The sequence below is a fragment of the Azospirillum sp. A1-3 genome (assembly GCF_023806445.1).
Classification (GTDB): Bacteria; Pseudomonadota; Alphaproteobacteria; order Azospirillales; family Azospirillaceae; genus Azospirillum.
Genome location: NZ_JAMSLU010000005.1, coordinates 602,168 through 617,613 on the forward strand (window position 1 = coordinate 602,168; position 15,446 = coordinate 617,613).

A 15,446-nucleotide genomic window follows, 5' to 3' on the forward strand; every position below is an offset into this window, starting at 1 on the left:
CAGCCAATTTTCGAGCCGTACATTAGAACCGACGGAACATTTCGCCTGCGCCGTGTTTGTCTGCAGACATGAAAGTGAAGGAGCCGTTGGTGCCTAAGCCGATCCCGATTGATAAAGTGCAGACCGGAATTCCGGAGTTCGACCTGATTTTACGCGGTGGTCTGCCGCGCGGCCGAATACATCTGCTGGAAGGCGCACCGGGCACCGGGAAGACGACCATCGCCTTGCAGCTTCTGCTGCAGGCGCGGGAAGAGGGCAGGAAGGGTCTCTACATCACGCTGTCGGAAAGCGCGCCGGAACTGGAGGCGACCGCCGCCAGCCACGGCTGGTCGCTGGACGGCATCCCGGTATTCGACATCGTGCCGATCGAAGCGCAGCTGGATCGCCAGCAGAGCGTGCTCTACCCGTCCGAAGTGGAACTGGGCGAGACGGTGAGCCTGATCATCGACCGTATCGAGGAGCAGAACCCCGAAGTGCTGGTGATCGACACCGTGTCGGAACTGCGGCTGCTCACCCAGGATCAACTCAGCTACCGCCGGCAGATCCTCGCGCTCAAGCAGTACCTGCAGGGCCGCCGCTGCACCACCCTGATCCTCGACGACCTGACCCATCAGGAAAGCACCACGGAACTGCACAGTCTGGTGCACAGCGTGATCGCGCTGGAGCAGAGCGAACGCTCCTACGGCGCGGCTCGCCGCCGCCTGCGCATCGCCAAGATGCGGGGCGCCGAGTACCAGAGCGGCTGGCACGACTTCGCCATCACCGAACGCAATGTCCTGGTCTTCCCCAGCCTGATCGCGGAGGAGCATCGCAGCGACTTCGAGCCGGAGGGGATGGAAAGCGGACTGCCGGCCATGGACGCGCTGATGGGCGGCGGGCTGACTCAGGGGACCACAACGATGCTGGTCGGGCCGTCGGGGGTCGGGAAATCCTCCATCGCCCTGCAATATGTCGCGGCGGCGGTCAGGCGCGGCGAACATGCCGCCTATTTCTCGTTCGACGAGAATTTCAAGACGCTGGAATTGCGCAGCATCGCGCTGGGGATCGACATCGTCGAGGCCGTGCACCGGAAGCACGTCGGCTGGCAGCGCGCCAACCCGTCCCGCCTGTCGCCGGGCCAGTTCGTCTGGCAGGTCCGCCGCGAGGTCGAGGATCGCGATGCCCGCATCGTGGTGATCGACAGCCTGAACTCCTACCTCAGCACCATGCCGGAGGAGCAGGCGCTGATCCTGCAGATGCACGAACTGCTGACCTATCTGAACAACAAGGGCGTGGTGACCATCCTGGTCCTGGCCCAGCAGGGCATCATCGGCGACGTGCAGAACCCCGTCGACCTCTCCTTCATGAGCGACACCGTGGTCCTGCTGCGCTTCTTCGAAGCCGGGGGCGAGGTGCGCAAGGCGATTTCGGTGGTCAAGAAGCGCACTGGCATCCACGAACTGTCGATCCGCGAGTTCCGGCTGTTCCCGGACGGCATGCAGGTCGGCCCGCAGCTGATGGAATTCCGCGGCGTGCTGACGGGGGTGCCGCACTATGACGGCCCGGTGGAACCTCTGCTCCGCGGCCATGCAGAGGGCGGGTGATCGACGCCGATGCGCACATCCATCCTTGTCCTGGCCCCGGAAGGGCGGGATGCCGAAGTGATCGGCTCGGTCCTCGGCGAGATCGGCATGGAAACGCAATCCTGCGCGGACATGGCGGCGCTTTGCCGAAGCCTTGGCGATCGGACCACGGCGCTGATGCTGTCGGAAGGGGCGCTCGGCGATGTCGATCCCCTGGCGGCGTGGCTGGAGGACCAATCCCCCTGGTCGGACCTGCCTATCGTGATCCTGACCTCGCGCGGCAGCCGGAGGGCCGGCCGCGGCCGTCAGGAGTTCTTTCAATCGCTCGGCAACGTCACGCTGCTCGACCGGCCGCTGCACCGTGAGGCGCTGCAGAGTGCTGCCCAGGCCGCGCTGCGCAGCCGGACGCGCCAGTACCGGACCCGCAGCCATCTGGAAGAGATCACCAAGGCCACCAGTCATCTGGAGGAGCGGGTCGCCGACCGGACACGGGCATTGCAGACTGAGATGGCCGACCGGCGGCGGGCCGAATCGGCCCTGGTCCAGGCCCAGAAAATGGAGGCGCTCGGGCAGCTGACCGGCGGTGTGGCGCATGATTTCAACAACCTGCTGCAGGGCATCGTCAGCTGCCTTGCCGCTCTGGAGCCCACGGTGCCCGACGGCACTCCGCGCCAGTTGTTCGAGGCGGCCAACCGCTCGATCGAGCGGGGGGCATGGCTGACGCAGTCGCTGCTGTCCTTCGCGCGGCGCCAGATGCTGATGCCCGAGGCTACCGATTTGGGGAAGCTGCTTTCCGGCATGGGCTCGCTGCTGGAGCGCACGCTGGGCGGCCAGATCGCCGTCATGATCGAGGTGCCGCCCGGACTTCCCGCGGCGCTGATCGACCGGGCCCAGTTCGAATCCGCCATCCCGAACCTCGTCATCAATGCACGCGACGCGATGCCTGCGGGTGGGCGGCTGTCGATGACGGCATTCGTCGCTGAGATCGGCAGTGACGGCAATGGGACGATACCGGTGGAACTGGCGTCCGGGACCTATGTGGCGATCCGGGTGGAGGATACCGGCAGCGGGATCGATCCGACGGTGATGCCGCATGTTTTCGAGCCGTTCTTCACCACCAAGCCGATCGGCAAGGGATCGGGGCTCGGCCTGTCGATGGTCCATGGCATGGCGACGCAGTCCGGCGGCGGCATCCACATCGACAGCACGCCGGGCGCCGGAACCGCGATCACCCTGTACCTGCCCAGCGCTTCCACCGGCACCGCCATGCCGGATGCGCCCGCTGCCGAGGTCGAACCCGGCGCCGGGCGCACCATCCTGCTGGTGGAGGATGATGCGATCGTGCGGATGGGGACGATGGCGCTGCTTGAGAACCTCGGGCACCGGGTCATCGAGGCGGACAGCGGCGAGGAGGCCCTGGCGGTTCTCAGCGACGGGGCGGAGATCGACGCCCTGGTCACTGACTTCGCCATGCCCGGCATGAACGGCGCCGCCGTGGTGCGGGGCGCCCGGCAATTGCGCCCCGGAATACCGGCGCTGATCGTCACCGGCTATGCCGACACGCCGGATTTTGGGGAGGCGGTGCGCCTGCTGCGCAAGCCCTTCTCCCCCCAACAGATCGCCGATTGCCTGACGGTCATGCTGCCGGAATGACGCGTCGGATGGGTCGTCATTTCGGCGCGTAGAGTTTCAGCGCCTCCGGCATCAGGCGGTTCATTTGGCCGATGCGGTCGTCGATGCCGGGGTGGGTGGACAGGAACACCGGCGGTTCCGATCCGGCCTGCCGCATGTTGCCCCACAGCGCCACGGCCTCGCGCGGGTCGTAGCCGGCGCGCGCCATCAGCATCAGCCCGTCGCGGTCGGCCTCCAACTCCTGGTTGCGCGAGTAGGGCAGGATCAGGCCGTATTGCGCACCGGTGCCGAGCGCCGCGGCGATCTGCTGGCTGCCGGGAACGCCGCCTGCGCCCAGCGCGGCACCGACGATGCCGGCTCCCGCCTCCGACGCCATCTGGGTGCTGACCCGCTCGGCGGCGTGGGCATCCAGATTGTGGGCGATCTCGTGCCCGACCACCGCGGCCAGCTGCGCATCATTCTTGGCGTAGCGGAACAGCCCTTCATAGACGCCGATCTTCTGGCCGGGGAGGGCGTAGGCATTGGCCTCCTCACCTTGGAAGACGCGGACCTCCCATTTCGAGGCGTCGAGGCCGGCGGCACGCAGCAGGCGCGCCGACACCTCCTCGGCCCGGCGCTGGTAGGATTGGTTAGTGGTGGCCGGCGTGGAGGAGACCAGGCGCTGCCAGTCCTGCTTGCCCAGATCGGCGAGCTGTTCCTGCGAGACGAGGTTGAGGCCGAGCCCCGTCGCCCCACCGCCGCAGCCGGCCAGGGCCAGGCATCCGCCCAACATCGCCGCGAGACGCAGCGCACGGGTCCTTTCGTTCGGCATGAGTGATTCGCTCCCTGCATTTGCTTTCCAGCTTAACCCTGGCACGCCGCGACGGTTCCAAGAAAGCTGACCATCCGGGGAGCCATCAGCGGGTCCCGTCCGCGGTCTTGATGAAATCGAGGAAGGCCCTAAGCGGAGCCGGCACCAGACGACGCCCGGCATAATAGAGGAAGGGGCCGGAAAAGCTTTGCCACCAGGGTTCGAGAGCGGGCTCCAGCGCGCCGCTGTCCAGATGCGGGCGCAGCCATTGCTCGAACAGATGGACCACCCCGACGCCGGACACCGCCGCGTCGATCGCGAGTTCCATGCCACCTCCCGGACCCACCACCAGCGGACCGGGCGGATCGAGCCGGATCACCTCCCCATCGCGCTCGAACTCCCACAGCGGAAAGGCGCCGCTGGCAAAGCGCCCGCGCAGGCAGGCATGAGCCATCAGGTCGCGCGGATGCTCCGGCCGTCCTCTCGCTCGGAGATAGGCGGGCGAGGCCGCGGTCGCGAAACGCTGGACGCGGGGGCCGATTGGAACCGCGATCATGTCCTGTTCCAGCCGCTCGTCATAGCGGATGCCGGCGTCGCAGCCGGCCGCCAGCACGTCGATGAAGCTGTCTTCCGCCATCACCTCCACCCGGATTTCGGGATAGGCGGCGAGGAAGCGCGGCAGGATCGCCGGCAGGACCAGTCGCGCCACGCTGACCGGCACATTCAGCCTGAGGGTCCCCGCCACCCGGTCGCGGAAGCCGTTCACCACGTCGAGCGCGGCATCGACCTCGCGCAATGCGGGGGCGAGCCGGGCCAGCAGACGCTCCCCCGCCTCCGTCAGCACCACGCTGCGCGTGGTCCGGTTGAGCAGCCTCACGCCCAGCTGCGCCTCCAGCCGCCGCACGGCCTCGCTGAGGGCCGAGGCGCTGGCGTTGCTGGCGCGGGCGGCTTCGCGGAAGCCACGGGCGCGGGCCACCGCGACGAAGGCGTTCAGGTCCCCCAGGTCATGCTGCATTGTTCGCCGATCCGCACAGGCCGTCCACACTGTGCAGACTAATCGAACAGGGCGATGGCGACTAGATTTGCCGAGACCAAAACGGAGGCCATCATGTCCATCCTAGACAAATCCAAGCTCGATAAATCCGGCAGTTTTACCCTCGGCGGCAAGACCGTAAGGCGGCTCGGCTACGGCGCCATGCAGCTTGCCGGTCCCGGCGTGTTCGGCCCGCCGAAGGACCATGACGCGGCGATTGCCGTGCTTCGGCATGCAATAGAAGCTGGCGTGAACCACATCGACACCAGCGACTTCTATGGTCCGCATGTCACCAACCGCCTGATCCGCGAGGCGCTGGCGCCCTATCCGGACGATCTGCTGATCGTGACCAAGATCGGCGCCCGGCGCGGCGACGATGCGTCCTGGCTGCCGGCGGCCTCGCCCGACGAGCTGCGGCAGGCCGTGCACGACAATCTGCGCAATCTCGGCCTGGACGTGCTCGACGTCGTCAATCTGCGGCTGTGGGGCGACCATGGCCACTCCCCTGCCGAGGGCTCGCTCGAACGGGAACTGAGCGTGCTGGCCGACCTGCAGCGGCAGGGGCTGGTCCGGCACATCGGCCTCAGCAACGTCACGGCGGGCCAAGTCGAGGAAGGCCGACGCATCTGCGAGATCCTCTGCGTGCAGAACCACTACAACCTCGTGCACCGGGCGGACGACGCGCTGATCGACGACCTCGCCGGCAAGGGGATCGCCTATGTGCCGTTCTTCCCGCTCGGCGGCTTCTCGCCACTGCAGTCGGACCAGCTGTCGGAAGTCGCCCGCCGGCTCGGCGCGACACCGATGCAGGTGGCGCTCGCCTGGTTGCTGAAGCGGGCGCCCAATGTGCTGCTGATCCCGGGAACCTCTTCGGTCGGTCACCTGCGGGAAAATCTGGCGGCAGCGGAACTGGATTTGCCCGCCGATGCCCTGGAGCTGTTGGATCGCTTGGTCCAATAGACCCGGCGGCATCGAGGCTGTCATGGGAGCCGGTCGATAACGGGGGCTGCCCGAACCGGTTCCCATATCCTACAATCGGCTGTTCAAGCGGATCAGCCGTAAAAGGAACAGCCCCGGTGAATCTCTTCTCCCTTCTGGATCAGGCGGCAACCCGGTTCCCCGACCGCGGGGCGGTGTTCCGCGGCACCGAGCCGGTCCACAGCTTCGCGGAGCTGCGCTCGCGCGCGCTGCGCATCGCCGCCGGGCTGCGGGCCTCGGGGCAGCCGGGCGACCGCATCGCCATCGCGACGGAGAATGTGCCGGAATATGTCGAGCTATTCTTCGCCATCTGGGCGGCCGGCATGGCGGCGACGCCGGTGAACGCCAAGCTGCATCCGCGCGAGCTGGTGCAGATCCTGGAGGATTCCGCCGCGACCACCGTCTTCGTCTCGCCCAAGCTGGCCCCCGGATTGGAACAGGCGCTTGACGGATCGCCGGCAGCCTCCTGCCGCCGGATCGTCATCGGCGGGAGCGATTACGCGGCGCTGACGGCGGTGGAGGAGTGGACCGGGCCGGTCGATCCCGATCCGCAGGCGCTGGGCTGGCTGTTCTACACCAGCGGCACCACCGGCCGGTCCAAGGGGGCGATGCTGTCGCACCGCAACCTGCTGGCCATGACCATCGCCCATCTCGCCGATGTCGAGGCGGTGGACGAGGAGTGCAGCCTGCTCCACGCGGCGCCGATGTCGCACGGCTCCGGCCTCTACATGGCGGCCTATGTCGCCCGCGGCGCCCGGCAGGTGGTTCCGGCCTCGTCGGCCTTCGAACCGGCGGAGTTCCTCGATCTCTGCGACCGCCACCCCGGCTGCGGCGCCTTCCTGGCCCCCACTATGGTGCAGAGGCTGCGGCTGGAGGCGGAGCGCGGCGGGCGACGGCCGGCCAATCTGCGCTCCATCGTCTATGGCGGCGGGCCGATGTATGTGGAGGAACTGCGGCGGTCGCTGGCGGTCTTCGGGCCGGTCTTCGTCCAGATCTACGGCCAGGGCGAGGCGCCGATGACCATCACCTCCCTGCTCCGCCGCGATCATGCCGGGGACGACGATGCGGTGCTGGGATCGGTCGGCTTCGCCCGCAGCGGCGTCGAGGTGGCGGTGGTGGATGCCGACGGCCGCCCGCTGCCGCCCGGCGAGGTGGGCGAGATCGTCTGCCGCGGCGACGTGGTGATGGCGGGCTATTGGAACAACGCCAAGGCGACGGCCGAGGCGCTGCGCGGCGGCTGGCTCTACACCGGCGACATGGGGTCGTTCGACCGGCACGGCTACCTGACCCTGCGCGACCGCTCGAAGGACGTCATCATCAGCGGCGGCACCAACATCTACCCGCGCGAGGTCGAGGAGGTGCTGCTGCGCCACCCGGACGTCGCCGAGGTCTGCGTCACCGGCCAGCCCGATCCGGAATGGGGCGAGATCGTCGTCGCCTTCATCGTCGCCGAGGCCGGCCGCGAGATTTCGCCCGACAGCCTCGACGCCCATTGCAACGCCAACATCGCCCGCTTCAAGCGGCCCAAGCGTTACTTGTTCGTCGAGGCGCTGCCGAAAAACAACTACGGTAAGGTGGTGAAGCGCGAGTTGCGGGCGCGTCTGGCCGGCGGCGCGTAGTGCAGGGGAAGGCCGGTCAGCGGCCGGCCGCCTGACGGCGCAGGGCCTTCAGCTCCTCGAAGCGGGCGGAGACGTCGCGCATGACGGCGGCCATTCCCAGCATGGCGCCGTCCGCGTCCTTCAGCGGCACGACGGTGAACTCCACCGAGATGCGGCTGCCGTCCTTGCGGGTCGCCGGAACCGACAGCAGGTCGCCGCTGCCGTAGCGGCTGACCCCCGACTTCATCACCTCGTCATAGCCGTCCCAATGGCGCTGGCGCTGCCGTTCGGGGATGATGATGTCGAGCGACTGGCCCAATGCCTCTTCGGCGGTGAAGCCGAACACCCGCTCGGCACCGGCGTTCCAGAAGCGGATGATGCCCTCGCGGTCGGAATAGGCGATGGCCTCGGCCGGGCTGTTCAGCAGCGCCAGCCCCAGCCGTTGCAGGTCGTTCTCGGTCATGCGTGCTCTCCCCTTCATCGTTGAATTGTCGTCGTTGAGTGTCCCGGACTCACAGGTCCAACACCAATCTTGCGCTGCGGGCACGCGACACGCACAGCATCATCGTCTTGCCGGCGGCCCGTTCGGCGTCGGACAGCACGCTGTCGCGGTGGTCGGGTTCGCCCTCCAGCACCGTCGTCTCGCAGGTGCCGCAGATGCCCTGTTCACAAGACGAGTCGACCGTGACGCCGGCAGCATAGAGCGCCTCCAGCACGCTGGTCCCCGGCGGTACCGTAACCGTCACGCCCGACCGGGCGCAGACCACCTCGAAGCTGTCGTCCTTGACGCTGTCGGCGGCTCCATCTTCGCGAACGGGCTCGACCCGCGGCGTGAACCATTCGAAGCGGACATCCTGCGCCGGCCGGGCCGCTGCGGCAACCGCCTCCATCAGCCGTTGCGGACCGCAGCAGTAGATCGGGACATCGACGGGAGTCGCGGCGAGCAGCGCGTCCACCGTCAGCTTCCGCCCCTCGTCGGCGGCATGGACCTCGATATGGCCATGGGGCAGGGCCCGGAGTTCGCCGAGGAACGGCGCCGCCGCGGCGCTGCGCACACAATAATGCAGGGTCCAGTCGGCGCCCCGGCCGGCCGCCGCGCGGATCATCGGCAGCAGCGGCGTGATGCCGATGCCGCCGGCGATGAACAGATAGCGCGGCGCCTCGTCGAAGCGGAAATTGTTGCGCGGCAGGCCGATGGCGACGGCGGCGCCGGGTTCCAGTTCGCCATGGACGAAACGCGATCCCCGCCCCCCGGGGACGTTCAGAACGGCGATGCTGTAGGCCTGCCAGTCCGCCGGATTGCCGCACAGCGAATAGGACCGCACCGCCCCGTCCGGCAGATGGATGTCGATGTGCGCACCCGGCTCCGCCGGCGGCAGGACCTGCCCGTCAGGGTCGCGCAGTTCCACCAGCATGACCTGCGGCGCCACCCGCTCCAGACGATGCACGCGCAGCGTCCGTGTCTTCGAAGGCGGGCGCTGCAGTGTCTCCGGCTGAAGGGTGTTCATCATCTACCTGCCTGAAAAGTTCGTCGGTGGGGAAGGGTTCTGGCGCTTGGTATACCAGATCCAACGCAACCAGCATAAAACCTCAAGTGAACTTCAGGTCAAGCGAAAATGCCGGAACGCCGCCGCGAATTCCGCGGCTTGCGGACCTCACCGGCGAACGGCCAATGGATCATCCGCGCCTTGCCGGGTGTTGTTCGCGAAACGGAGCGTACCGGCACAACAGCGGGAGGAACGGTCATGTCACGCAAGACGATCATGGTCCTGGTTGCGGCACTCGGACTGGCGGGAATGCCGGCGCTTGCCGCATCCGGCGACGTCCATGCGGTGGTGGGGGAGAAGGTGAACCTGCGCGCCGGCCCTTCCGATGATGCGGCGGTGCGGTCCACCGTTGCGCGCGGCGGCGAGGTGGTCGAGCTGCGGCGGGAAGGCAACTGGCTGGGCGTCCGGGTGCTGCGCACCGGGGAAGAGGGCTGGCTGTTCTCCGACCTCGTCAAGCGGCAGACCGCCAGCACGCTGGGTGGTGGGGAGGCGGCACCGGCGCAGGCCGGGTTCGAGCGGCTGTCGCCCGGTTTTGACGGGCTGGTCGCGACCATCGGCGAGCGTCTCGGCTACCACTTCGCCGACAAGGTGGACCAGGCCGGCAACGGCGCCCTTCGGGTCGTGCCGACCCAGGAATGGTCCTACAACACCGGCCGCGACGCCAAGATGTATGCGGTGCTGGCCCTGTACCAGATGTGGAAGAACTACAACAACGGCCGTCCGGTGACGGTGACGCTGGGACCCCAGGGGCCGGCCGCCATCACCATCGCCGATGCCGCGAAGGGGCCCGAACTGACCATGCCGACGCTGAACCCGTCTCGCTGACCCGAGGACGGGCCTTGGACTCGGGCTGATCGAATCGGCCCGACTCCGCGTGTGGTGCCGATCATTCGGGCTGGGCGTCCATGCGACGTCACGCGGCCCTCCCGGCGCGGCTCCTGTCCAATGTGCGGCTTGTTGGCGCAGGACCAGCGTCGTCCGGCCTTCCATCTGCAGCGACCGCACCCAAATTTCCTAAAATACCGCCATATGTAAACCGGGCCGCAATAATTGGACTAGACACTGACATCAGAGTGCGTAGCCCGCACGGCAATCGTCCGGTCGATCGAGTTCAAAAAGGTGCACCCCCATGTCCGTGTCGCTAACCTCCGTGTCGCCCATCCGCACGCGCCTCGTCACCAAGATCATGGGGCCGTCGCTGCTGCTGGCCGCCATCGCCGTCGGGATCGCGGTGTATGGCCTGGCGTCGCTCTCCACCCTGCATGAACGGAACGTTCAGCTGGTCGAGCGTGATGCGGCACGTCTGGAGATGGCGCTGCGCCTGAACAGCGAGTTGAACGTCACAGCGATCGCCACATCCAACGCCGTGCTCGCCACCAAGGCGGAGGACGTGAAGACCATCCGCGGACGCTACCAGCAGCGTCTGGCCGCCGTGCTGGATTATTCGAAGCGGATTCTGGAGACCAACCCGACGCCGGCCATCGCAAAGCCGGCAAAGGACATCCAGGACCTGTCGGGCGATTACGACCGGCTGGCCCAGCGGGCCATCGCCCTGTCGGCCGAAGGCAAGAAGGACGAGGCCTTCCAGGTGATCTTCGGCGAGATGCGCGACGTGCGCTTCAAGATCAACGGCGAGTCGGACAAGCTGGTCGCCGCCGCCAAGGAGGAGATGCAGGCCGCCCAACGGAGCGGCGATGCGGTCTATGACGCCGCCCTGTTCTGGCAATCGCTGGGATCGGTGCTCGGCATCGCGCTGTCTCTGGGTCTGCTGGTCTGGATCGTCCAGCGTCACGTCTCCCGCCCGCTGACCCGCCTGACCTCGGCGACCGAGCGGCTGTCGCGCGGCGATCTGGAGGTCGAGCTGGAGGCCCTTGACCAGGGGCGCGGCGACGAGGTCGGCACGCTGGCGCACGCGCTCCACATCTTCCGCGACAACGCGCGCGAGATGCGCCGTCTGGAGGCGCAGCAGCATGAGGAGGCGGCGCTGAAGGACCGGCGCCGGCAGGCCGTCGACGGGCTGATCGCCAATTTCGAGAACGGAATCACCGGGCAGCTCACGGTGCTGACCAATGCCGCTGACCAGATGCAGCAGACCGCCCAGCTGATGAACCGCACCGCGGAGTCGACGCACGAGCGCACCGCCGCCGTAGCCAACGCCTCCGAGGTGGCGTCCGGTAACGTGCAGACGGTCGCGGCCGCCGCCGATGAACTGACCGCGTCGATTGCCGAGATCAGCCGCCAGATCGAGCAGGCCAACGGCGTCGCCGGCGAGGCCGTGCAGCAGGTGATGCAGACCAACACGACCGTCGAGGGACTGTCCGCCGCCGCCGCCCGGATCGGCGAGGTCGCCCATCTGATCACCGAAATCGCCAGCCAGACCAACCTGCTGGCGCTGAACGCCACCATCGAGGCCGCGCGGGCGGGAGAGGCGGGCAAGGGCTTCGCCGTCGTCGCCCAGGAGGTGAAGAACCTCGCCACCTCGACCGCGCGGGCGACGGAGGAGATCACCGCGCAGATCCAGGAAATCCAGGCGGTGAGCGGCGAGACGGTCGCGGCGATCCGCAATGTCGGGACGACGATCCGCTCCATCAGCCAGATCTCCGCCACCATTGCCGCCGCCGTCGAGCAGCAGAGCGCGGCGACGCGGGAGATCGCGCGCAACACCCAGGAGGCGGCGCAGGGAACCAGCCAGGTGTCCACCCACATCGGCGGTGTGGAGGCGGCGGCCCGCGACACCGAGGCGGCGGCCGATCAGGTCAAGACCGCAGCCGCCGCCCTGTCCGGCGAGGCGTCGTCGCTGCATACCCAGGTCGCCGCTTTCCTCTCCTCCATCCGGGCTGCCTGAGCGGTCCATCCGGTCCGGGCGTCATACATCTGTCACGGTGCTGCTGTAGCGTGACGCGCCGGCGCGAGGCGGCCCACGCCGGACGATCGTCCGGCGGGGCCGATCCGCCAAGTCCTTCCGGAGACCCGTCGCATGGATTTCTTCCGCCGCTTCAACTTCCTTGTCTGTGCCCCCGCCTTCGAGGTGGACGAACTGGAGGGCATGCGGCTTCAGCAGATCCTGTCGGAAGTGGAGCGGATGGGCTTCGAGGTGGTGCGCGCCCGCCGGGTCGAGGATGCCGAGCTGGCGATCCGCACCGATGCCGCCATCGGCTGCATGATCGTCGATTGGGGCAAGCGCGGCGCCGACGGCAAGCAGGCCTCGCTGATCGCCTTCGCCCGCCAGCGCGGGCTGGAGATGCCGATCATCCTGCTGGTCCGCCGCCAGCGGCTGGAGAACATCCCGGTCGACGTGCTCAATCAGGTCGACGGCTACATCTTCCTGGCGGAGGAAACGCCGGAGTTCATCGCCAAGAATCTGGTCAGCCGGCTGAAGCAATATGCCGACACGCTGAAGACGCCCTTCTTCGGCGCGCTGGTCGATTACGCGGAGGAGGGCAACCAGCTCTGGACCTGCCCCGGCCACAATGGCGGCATCTTCTACAGCCGCAGCCCGATCGGCCGCATCTTCGTCGAGCATCTGGGCGAGGCGGTGTTCCGCGACGACATCGACAATTCGGTGCTGGAGATGGGCGACCTGCTGGTCCATGAGGGGCCGGCGCTCCAGGCGCAGAAGGAGGCCGCCCGCATCTTCGGGGCCGAGCGCACCTATTTCGTGCTGAACGGCACCTCGGCCTCCAACAAGATCGTGCTGTCGGCGCTGGTGGCGGAAGACGACCTCGTGCTGTTCGACCGCAACAACCACAAGGCGGCCCATCACGGCGGCCTGTTCCTGGGCGGCGGCATTCCGATCTTCCTGGAGACCGAGCGCAACGCCCATGGCCTGATCGGCCCGATCGACCCGCAGGCGCTGGACGAAGAGGTGATCCGCGAGCGCATCCGCCGCAACCCGCTGGTCAAGGACCCCGACGCCTGGAAGCGCGAACGCCCCTTCCGCGCCGCGGTGATCCAGCAATGCAGCTACGACGGCACCATCTACAACGCCCAGATGATGCTGGAGCGGATCGGCAAGCTCTGCGACTACATCCTGTTCGACGAGGCCTGGGCCGGGTTCCTGAAATTCCACCCGCTGTTCAAGGGCCATTTCGCCATGGGGCTGGAAGGGCTGAACGACGGCCATCCCGGCATCATCGCCACCCAGTCCACCCACAAGCAGCTGGCCAGCTTCTCGCAGGCCTCGCAGATCCATGTGAAGGACAACCACATCAAGGGCCAGCGCCGCCGGGTGGAGCATCGCCGCTTCAACGAGACCTTCCTGCTGCACGCCTCGACCTCACCTTTCTACCCGCTGTTCGCCTCGCTGGATGTCGGCGCGCAGATGATGAAGGGGCGGTCGGGCGAGGTGCTGTGGGACGACACGATCCGGCTGGGCATCGAGCTGCGCAAGAAGATCCGCGCCATCCGCCGCGAGTTCGAAGAGCGCGAGAGCGACCCGGCCAAGCGCTGGTTCTTCGATCCCTTCGTGCCCGACCGCGTCACCCGCAACGGCGTCCCGACCGCGTGGGAGGAGGTGCCGACCGACGAGTTGGCGACCGATGTGCGCCATTGGGAATTCGCCCCCGGCGCCGACTGGCACGGCTTCCAGCATGTCGGGCCGGGCTATGCCATGACCGACCCCAACAAGCTGACGCTGCTGACCCCCGGCTTCGACCGTCACAGCGGTGCCTACGGCGACCACGGCATTCCGGCGCCGGTGGTGGCGCAATATCTGCGCGAGAACCGCATCGTTCCGGAAAAGAACGACCTGAACTCGCTGCTGTTCCTGCTGACGCCGGGCGTGGAATCGAGCAAGGCCGGCACCCTGCTGAGCGGTCTGGTCGCCTTCAAGCGACTGCACGACGACAATGCCCCGCTGGAGGAGGTCATCCCCGAATTCGTCGCCAAGCGGCGCGCCCATTATCTGGGCCGGCGCCTGCGCGACCTCTGCGCCGAGATGCACGCCTTCTATCGGGAGAAGAACACCAGCGCCCTGCAGCGCGCCATCTTCCGGCCGGAGCATCTGCCGACCATGGCGATGCCGCCGCGCGAGGCGACGCGCCATCTGGTGCGCAACACTGTCGATTACCTGCCGATCGACGAGATCGCCGGCCGCATCGCCACCACCCTGTGGGTCGTCTACCCGCCGGGCATCGCCACCATCGTTCCCGGCGAAAGGTTGGACGAGCGGGCCAAGCCGATGATCGACTACCTGAAGGTCTTCCAGGAAAGCGCCAACCGCTTCCCCGGCTTCGACAACGAAATCCAGGGCCTGTACCGCGAGACCGACGCGAAGGGTGTGATCCGCTACTTCACCTATGTGGTGAGGGAGTGACGGGCAGCGCTCAGCCCTGACCGCTGCCGTCCTCCAGGTCGATGCGCTCGACCAGGAAATCCAGGAAGGACCGCACCTTCGGCGGCTGGATCCGCCCGCCGGGAAAGACCGCGTGCAGGTCGACATCCGATCCCTTCCAGCCGTCCAACACCCGCACCACCTGCCCGGCCGACCGGTACGGCCGCATGGCGAAGTCGGTGGCGAGCGCCAGCCCGCCACCGGCCAGCAGCGTCGGGACCAGCATTTCCGGATCGTCGGCCGCCATCACCGGATCGATGACGACATCAAGCTCCTCCGCATCGCGGCCCCCTTCGGTTCGGAACAGGCGCCAGCCATAGCCGGAGGAGCGCCGGGCGGTCATGTTCGCCAGCGTCAGATGCCGGACCAGCTCTTCGGGGTGGGCCGGCGTGCCATGGGCAGCACAATAGGATGGGGCGGCGTAGACATGGCGCGGCAGGACGCCCAGCTTGCGGGCCGCCATGGCGGAGTCCTGCAGCGCCCCCATCCGGATCGCCAGATCGATGTCCCGCGCCACCAGATCCAAATTCAGGTGGCTGAGCACCAGATCGATCCGGACATCGGGATACCGGGTCCGGAAGGCGGGGAGAAGCGGTGCGATGACCTTCATCCCGAAGGATGGCGGGGTGGTGACCCGCAGCCAGCCGCGCGGCGCGTCGCGAAGCTGGGCGACGGCGCTCTCGGCCTGTTCCAGTTCGTCGGCGATGCGCCGGCAGCGCTCGAAATAGACGGTCCCCGCCTCGGTCAGCCCGATGCGGCGCGTGGTCCGGTGCAGAAGCTGGATGCCGAGCCGCCTTTCGAGGTCGCGCACCTTGCGGCTCAGCGTCGTCTTGGGCAGCCGCAGCCGCTGGGCGGCCTTCGTGAAGCTGCCTTCCTCCACCACCTTCACGAAGGCGATGGTGTCGCCCAGGTCCTGCATCCGCGCCTGCCGATTGGATAGGATTTCGGCACAATGTTGCCCAAAGCCGGCGGGT

General features: G+C 67.6%; 12 protein-coding genes. 7 read left to right on the forward strand and 5 right to left on the reverse strand.

The window, feature by feature from the left end; genetic code table 11:
* Positions 1 to 89 precede the first annotated feature (89 nt).
* Together M5E06_RS27345 and M5E06_RS27350 are read left to right on the forward strand one after the other, a co-directional pair.
* Positions 90 to 1,583, forward strand: coding sequence for a DUF7125 family protein (locus tag M5E06_RS27345; RefSeq protein WP_252140934.1), 1,494 nt, complete (start codon positions 90 to 92; stop codon positions 1,581 to 1,583).
* Positions 1,584 to 1,592: 9 nt separating this feature from the next.
* Positions 1,593 to 3,215, forward strand: coding sequence for an ATP-binding protein (locus M5E06_RS27350; RefSeq protein WP_252140935.1), 1,623 nt, complete (start codon positions 1,593 to 1,595; stop codon positions 3,213 to 3,215).
* Between the two features lie 16 nt (positions 3,216 to 3,231).
* Here the strand turns inward: M5E06_RS27350 and M5E06_RS27355 are convergent, their stop codons facing one another.
* The gene (locus tag M5E06_RS27355; RefSeq protein WP_252140936.1) at positions 3,232 to 4,005 is read right to left on the reverse strand and encodes a M48 family metallopeptidase; all 774 of its coding nucleotides are present in this window, start codon (positions 4,003 to 4,005) and stop codon (positions 3,232 to 3,234) included.
* Between the two features lie 85 nt (positions 4,006 to 4,090).
* Positions 4,091 to 4,999 (reverse strand): LysR substrate-binding domain-containing protein, encoded by a 909-nt coding sequence (locus M5E06_RS27360; RefSeq protein WP_252140937.1) that lies wholly within the window; start codon positions 4,997 to 4,999, stop codon positions 4,091 to 4,093.
* Between the two features lie 93 nt (positions 5,000 to 5,092).
* On the opposite strand from M5E06_RS27360, the gene M5E06_RS27365 reads away from it, so the two are divergent.
* Both M5E06_RS27365 and M5E06_RS27370 read left to right on the forward strand, forming a co-directional pair.
* Positions 5,093 to 5,977 carry an aldo/keto reductase family oxidoreductase gene (locus M5E06_RS27365; protein ID WP_252140938.1) on the forward strand — a complete coding sequence of 295 codons (885 nt, stop codon included), beginning with the start codon at positions 5,093 to 5,095 and terminating at the stop codon, positions 5,975 to 5,977.
* 116 nt (positions 5,978 to 6,093) lie between these two features.
* Complete coding sequence (locus tag M5E06_RS27370; RefSeq protein ID WP_252140939.1) at positions 6,094 to 7,614, forward strand: AMP-binding protein; 1,521 nt, start codon at positions 6,094 to 6,096, stop codon at positions 7,612 to 7,614.
* A gap of 16 nt (positions 7,615 to 7,630) precedes the next feature.
* Here the strand turns inward: M5E06_RS27370 and M5E06_RS27375 are convergent, their stop codons facing one another.
* Both M5E06_RS27375 and M5E06_RS27380 read right to left on the reverse strand, forming a co-directional pair.
* A complete protein-coding gene (locus M5E06_RS27375) occupies positions 7,631 to 8,056 on the reverse strand; it encodes a PAS domain-containing protein (RefSeq protein WP_252140940.1) in 426 nt (141 codons plus the stop codon).
* 49 nt (positions 8,057 to 8,105) lie between these two features.
* Positions 8,106 to 9,104, reverse strand: a complete 999-nt coding sequence (locus M5E06_RS27380; RefSeq protein WP_252140941.1) for a PDR/VanB family oxidoreductase — start codon at positions 9,102 to 9,104, stop codon at positions 8,106 to 8,108.
* Between the two features lie 234 nt (positions 9,105 to 9,338).
* On the opposite strand from M5E06_RS27380, the gene M5E06_RS27385 reads away from it, so the two are divergent.
* The 3 genes from M5E06_RS27385 (at position 9,339) to M5E06_RS27395 (ending at position 14,454) form a co-directional block, all read left to right on the forward strand.
* Entirely contained in the window at positions 9,339 to 9,965 is a 627-nt protein-coding gene (locus tag M5E06_RS27385) for an SH3 domain-containing protein (protein WP_252140942.1), read from the forward strand.
* A 304-nt stretch (positions 9,966 to 10,269) separates the two neighbouring features.
* Positions 10,270 to 11,985: a methyl-accepting chemotaxis protein gene (locus tag M5E06_RS27390; RefSeq protein ID WP_252140943.1), complete on the forward strand. Its 1,716-nt coding sequence runs from the start codon at positions 10,270 to 10,272 to the stop codon at positions 11,983 to 11,985.
* Positions 11,986 to 12,117: 132 nt separating this feature from the next.
* Positions 12,118 to 14,454, forward strand: a complete 2,337-nt coding sequence (locus M5E06_RS27395) for an Orn/Lys/Arg family decarboxylase (protein WP_252140944.1) — start codon at positions 12,118 to 12,120, stop codon at positions 14,452 to 14,454.
* Positions 14,455 to 14,464: 10 nt separating this feature from the next.
* Here the strand turns inward: M5E06_RS27395 and M5E06_RS27400 are convergent, their stop codons facing one another.
* The gene (locus tag M5E06_RS27400; protein WP_252140945.1) at positions 14,465 to 15,391 is read right to left on the reverse strand and encodes a LysR family transcriptional regulator; all 927 of its coding nucleotides are present in this window, start codon (positions 15,389 to 15,391) and stop codon (positions 14,465 to 14,467) included.
* Positions 15,392 to 15,446: the final 55 nt, after the last annotated feature.

Bases quoted from the DNA above. Each gene is read 5' to 3' on its own strand.
- M5E06_RS27355 (WP_252140936.1), bottom strand. From the start codon at position 4,005: ATGCCGAACGAAAGGACCCGTGCGCTGCGTCTCGCGGCGATGTTGGGC.
- M5E06_RS27395 (WP_252140944.1), top strand. From the start codon at position 12,118: ATGGATTTCTTCCGCCGCTTCAACTTCCTTGTCTGTGCCCCCGCCTTC.
- M5E06_RS27365 (WP_252140938.1), top strand. From the start codon at position 5,093: ATGTCCATCCTAGACAAATCCAAGCTCGATAAATCCGGCAGTTTTACC.
- M5E06_RS27380 (WP_252140941.1), bottom strand. From the start codon at position 9,104: ATGATGAACACCCTTCAGCCGGAGACACTGCAGCGCCCGCCTTCGAAG.
- M5E06_RS27375 (WP_252140940.1), bottom strand. From the start codon at position 8,056: ATGACCGAGAACGACCTGCAACGGCTGGGGCTGGCGCTGCTGAACAGC.
- M5E06_RS27360 (WP_252140937.1), bottom strand. From the start codon at position 4,999: ATGCAGCATGACCTGGGGGACCTGAACGCCTTCGTCGCGGTGGCCCGC.
- M5E06_RS27385 (WP_252140942.1), top strand. From the start codon at position 9,339: ATGTCACGCAAGACGATCATGGTCCTGGTTGCGGCACTCGGACTGGCG.
- M5E06_RS27400 (WP_252140945.1), bottom strand. From the start codon at position 15,391: ATGCAGGACCTGGGCGACACCATCGCCTTCGTGAAGGTGGTGGAGGAA.
- M5E06_RS27350 (WP_252140935.1), top strand. From the start codon at position 1,593: ATGCGCACATCCATCCTTGTCCTGGCCCCGGAAGGGCGGGATGCCGAA.
- M5E06_RS27390 (WP_252140943.1), top strand. From the start codon at position 10,270: ATGTCCGTGTCGCTAACCTCCGTGTCGCCCATCCGCACGCGCCTCGTC.